2 protein-coding genes are annotated in these 4,884 nt (G+C 66.1%); both read left to right on the forward strand.

Annotated elements, in window-relative coordinates; genetic code table 11:
• A partial coding sequence (locus PA598K_RS36210; RefSeq protein WP_185601981.1) for a condensation domain-containing protein occupies positions 1-3,637 on the forward strand: 3,637 nt, incomplete at its 5' end.
• A 21-nt stretch (positions 3,638-3,658) separates the two neighbouring features.
• Positions 3,659-4,884: AMP-binding protein (locus PA598K_RS14750; RefSeq protein WP_148091943.1), on the forward strand; the 1,226-nt coding region annotated here is incomplete at its 3' end.

The following is a 4,884-nucleotide window of genomic DNA, read 5'->3' on the forward strand; positions in this document are numbered from 1 at the left end:
GGAGCTGCCGCTCGACCGGCCGCGTCCGCCGATGCAGACATATGCGGGCGCACGGGTACGGTTCTCACTGTCGCCGGACGAGCTGGCGCAGCTTCAGGCGCGCTGTCGCGAGAGCGGCGCGACGCTGTACATGGCTTTGCTGGCGGCGACTAATCTCGTGCTGTACAAATATACCAGCCAGACCGATCTGCTGATCGGCTCGCCGATCGCCGGTCGCAGCCGCGTCGAGCTGGAGGAGCAGCTCGGCTTCTACGCCAACACGATCGTGCTGCGCTCGCAGATCGATCCGGCCCAGCCGCTCGGCGGCTTGCTGGATCGCGCCCGCCAGACGACGCTGGGGGCGTATCAGCATCAGCTGTATCCGTTCGATCGGCTGGTGGAGGAGCTGGAGATCAAGCGCGATATGAGCCGCTCGCCGCTGTTTAATGTCATGCTGGTGCTGCAAAATACCGATCTGGCGACCAACGGCGCGAGCCCGCTGCAGGGACTGACGCTGCGAGAGATTGAGGATCGGGGCGTCACCAGCCTGTTCGACCTGCATCTCGAGTTCGTCCCAGACGGGGATGGACTACAGGGCGCATTGACCTACAACACCGACCTGTTCCATCGCGAGACGATGGAGGGGCTGGCTGGACATTTGTTGCAGGCGCTGGAGGCGCTGGCGAAGACGCCGGAGCTGCCTGTCCAGGCCGTCGAGCTGGCCGAGCGGCCAACCGCTGCTGTTGCGTTTACGGAGCATCGGCTGTTGCGGGCAGATCAGGCAGGCGGCGTGGCGCAGCCTGATCGCGAGGATGCGGACCATGTCAAGCCAATGGTAGCTGAGCCCGCTCGATCTGGTTTGGAGGACGATGGTTCTGTTGGTAATGTTCCTGGCCCTGTAGACGGCGGCTTCGCTGTCGACGCTGCAATCGACGGCTGGTCATGGCCGCCGACGCTGCAGGACGGCAGCACGCTGATCCTCGCTGGCGGATTCGGGCTGCGCAGCGAGGCAGCGGAGCAAGTCGCGGCCGCCGGCAGTGTAGCTGAGGTAGCGGAGCAGGTCGAGGCCGCGGGCAGCGCGGCTGCGGCGACGCCGCTCACCGCCGTGCAGCTCGGCAGCAGGCTGAGCGTATCGCAGGCCGAGACGCTGGTCGTCACCGTCTGGCAGCTCGCCGAGCTGCTGGCCTCGCCGTCAGCGACTGCGAGCTTGCAGCGCGTGCGACGGATCGGTCTGCTGACGCAGCCGGACGAGCTGGCGCAGGCCGAGCTGCTGGCTCGCCAGCTCGCGGAGCTGGATGCGGGCTGCGAGCTGATCCGGCTGTGCGGCTCGCAGCAGTCGGGCTTGTTGACCAGCGCATCGACGCTGGCTGCGAAGGCTGGCGAGCAGGTCTCGTCGCTCGGTCGTCCGCTCTCTGGCGTCGAGCTGATCGTACGCGATGCCGACGGCCGTCCGCTCCCGACAGGTGTGAGCGGAGACATCTTCTGGCGGAGGGCGGCTGACGAGGACGCGACCGCTACTGCGGACGACTGGGAGCCGACCGGCTGGCTCGGTCGCCGCGAGCAGGACGGCAGCTATCGCTACGACGGCGAGCGACAGCGGATCGTCCGGGTCAAGGGCTTCGAGGTGCGGCTGGACAGCGTGGAACGGTACGCGCTGACGCTCGGCGCACTCCGTCAGGCGCGGGCGGCGATGCTGTCTGCGGGGGAGGGGGAGCCCTCCCGCCTGACCTTGATCTACACGGCAGAGCGAGAGCTCGACAGCGACTGGCTGAAGGGCCGTCTAAAGGCGGCGACCCCAGCTTATGCAGTGCCGGATTACTATGTGCGCATGGAACGGATGCCGCTGACAACAGCGGGCGCGCTCGACGAGCAGGCGCTGGTCCGCGACGCGGCAGCCCGTCTGGCCGAACGGCCGACGAGCGGCGGCCCGGCTGCGCCTGGCGCGGACCACGCGCTGGAGGAGACGCTGACGCACGTATGGCGCGAGACGCTGGGTGTCCAGCGGATCGGCCGCCAGGATCATTACTTCGAGCAGGGAGGCGACTCGATCAAGGCGCTGCGAGCGTCGATCCGGCTCAAAAAGCTGGGCTACGCGATCGAGCTGAAGGATCTGTTCCTGTATCCGACCGTAGCAGAGATGGCAGCGCATATCGCCGCCTCCGGCTCGGCCCAGGACGAGACCGCAGCGGCGCGCGCCCGCGAGCTGGAGGAGGCGATGCTTCAGCGCATGGAGAAGCTGCGGGATACGGTAGTTGGCGCGTGGCAGAGCGAAGCGACGGACCCGGCACGTCCCGAGGACGCCTATCCGATGAGCGACATCGAGAAGGGGCTCGTGTTCCACTCGGTCGCCAATCCCGGCACCTCTGCTCATATGATCCAGTATGTGTACAGCGCGCGCTACGAGCAGTTTGAAGAGGCGATATTTCTGCGAGCCTTTGCCTTGATGGCGGGCAAGCATCCCAATCTGCGGGCCAGCTTCCATCTGGAGCATCCGGCAGAGCCGATCAAGGTGGTGCATGCGGGCGCGCAGCTGGACGTCTCGCTGATCGATCTGGAGGGCCTTGCGGAGGCGCAGCAGCGCAGCCGCATCGAGGCTGTGATGGCGGAGGAGAACGGCAAGCCCTTCGCGTTTGGGCAAGCGCCGTTGTGGCGCACCCGCGTGTTCCGGCTCGGCGATTCGCGTTACTTGTTTCTGTTTATCTATCATCAGTCGATTATGGATGGCTGGAGCAACGCGATACTTATGAAGGAACTGAGCGACGCCTATTTCGCTCTGTTGGCCGATCCCGATTACCGGCCGCAGCCGCTTAGCCATTCGTATAAGCAGTTTGTGCTCGAGCAGTACCTCATCAAGCACGACGACAGCCTGCGGGATTACTGGCGCGAGGAGCTGCGCGGCTATCGGCGGCTGGCGCTGCCGGAGGGGGTGGGTGCGGATGGCTTCACGGAGCGCCAGACGTATCGCTATCGTCTGGAGCCGGAGCTGCTGTCGCAGGCAGCCGAGCTGGCGACACGACTGGGCGTTACGCTTCGCCATCTGCTGTTTGCCATCTACGCGCGGCTGATGAGCCGTCTGACCAACCAGGACGACGCAGTCGTCGGGATCCTGACGCATAATCGTCCGGCCTGCGAGGACGGCGACGCGATGATCGGGTTTTTCCTCAACATGCTGCCGGTGCGGACCCGCTTCGCGGGCGAGGAGAGCTGGGCGGACTACATCCGGCGCTTCCATGCCCATATGGTGGAGCTGTCGGCCTACGACAAGATGGGCTTGTCCGAGATCGCGCGGGCGATCGGCGATGCGCAGGACGCAGGCAATCCGATCTCCGACACGCTGTTTAACTTTACGGACTTCCGCGAGAGCGGCTCGGTAGAGGAGCAGAGCGTCGGCGCGGCAGAGGAGCCGCTAGTCGAGTCCAAGGTCAACGCTAACAACACCTGGCTCGACTTCAACGTCGACGTATCGCTCGGACGGCTCGATCTGAAGATCGACACGGCGGTCTACGACCGCGCGATTATCGACGATGCGGCGGCATTTTACCGCGAGACGATTGCCCGCCTGGCGGCAGAGCCGGAGCTGAGGCTGGCGGATATCAGGCTGCGCAGCGACTTGCTGGAGGCGCAGACCGAGGACTACGAGATGGAATTTGACTTTTGAATCGAACGGGAGGGGACAGCGATGACACAGCCGCATGTTACGGCAACCCAAGACGGCGCGACTGCCGCTGCGGAGGAATGGACGCGCAAGACGATCGCCGCTGCACAGCGCGAGACGGAGGGGCGATATTGGCGGGAGCGGCTGTCGGGCGAGCTGACGCGGACGGCGTTGCCGCATGATCATCTGCAGGCGTCAGGCGCGCAGCGAGAGCTGGCGACCCAGCCTCTGGAGCTGTCGGAGACGCTCTGCGAGCGGCTGCTGGCGGTGAGCAGAGGCTCCGACCCGGCGCTCCACGTGCTGCTCGGCGCCGTTACCGCCGCGCTCGTAGCCAAGTACAGCGGGCTGCGGGATATCCTGCTGCAGACGCCGATCTACCGGCAAGCGCAGGCGGGAGCGTACATGAATACGACACTGCTGCTGCGCGCCGATCTGGAGTCGGCGGATCATCTGAAGGCGCTCGTGCTGCAGCTGCGCGAGCGGATGCGGGAAGCGGGCGCGCATGCGAACTATCCGCTCGAGGTGCTGGCGGACGAGCTGGCCGGCGACGCCGACCTGGGACTGCTGACGGAGGTGGCGGTGCTGCTAGACAATGTGCAGTCGACCGCCGATCTGCCGCCGGAGGGCTGGGAGCTGCTGTTCGTCTTCCATCGCGAAGGCTCGGAGCTGTACGGCGAGCTGCGGTACAACCAGCGCTACTACGAGTCGGAGACGGCGGCGCGCATCGCCGCCCACTGGAGCCGACTGGCTGCGGAGATGCTGACGGAGCCGACGCGTCCGCTGCCGGAGATCGGTCTGCTGAGCGAGCAGGATATGCAGCGCATGCTGGAGCGCTTCAACAGTCGGGCCGATGCGCCATATGATTATCGCTTCGTCCATGAGCTGCTGGATACGCATGCTGCGCAGACGCCGCACCGCACGGCGGTTGTCTGCGGCGAGCGGCGGATGAGCTATCGCGAGCTGGCCGAGGCGAGCAGCCGGCTCGCCCATCTGCTGCGGGAGAAGGGTGTCGGCCGCGAGGATCTGGTGGCGATCCTATGCCCTCGCTCGATCGACTTCCTCGTCGGCATACTCGGCGTGTGGAAGGCAGGGGGCGCTTATGTGCCGCTCGATCCGGACTATCCCGAGGAGCGGCTGCGGACGATCCTGGGCGACTCGGGGGCGACGCTGGTGCTGACGAACGGCGAGGTTGCATCAGGCTCCGAGCTGCTGGATCGGCTGCTGGAGGCCGTGCCGCAGCGCTGCGAGGC

It is taken from the genome of Paenibacillus sp. 598K (assembly GCF_003851045.1).
GTDB lineage: Bacteria > Bacillota > Bacilli > Paenibacillales > Paenibacillaceae > Paenibacillus_D.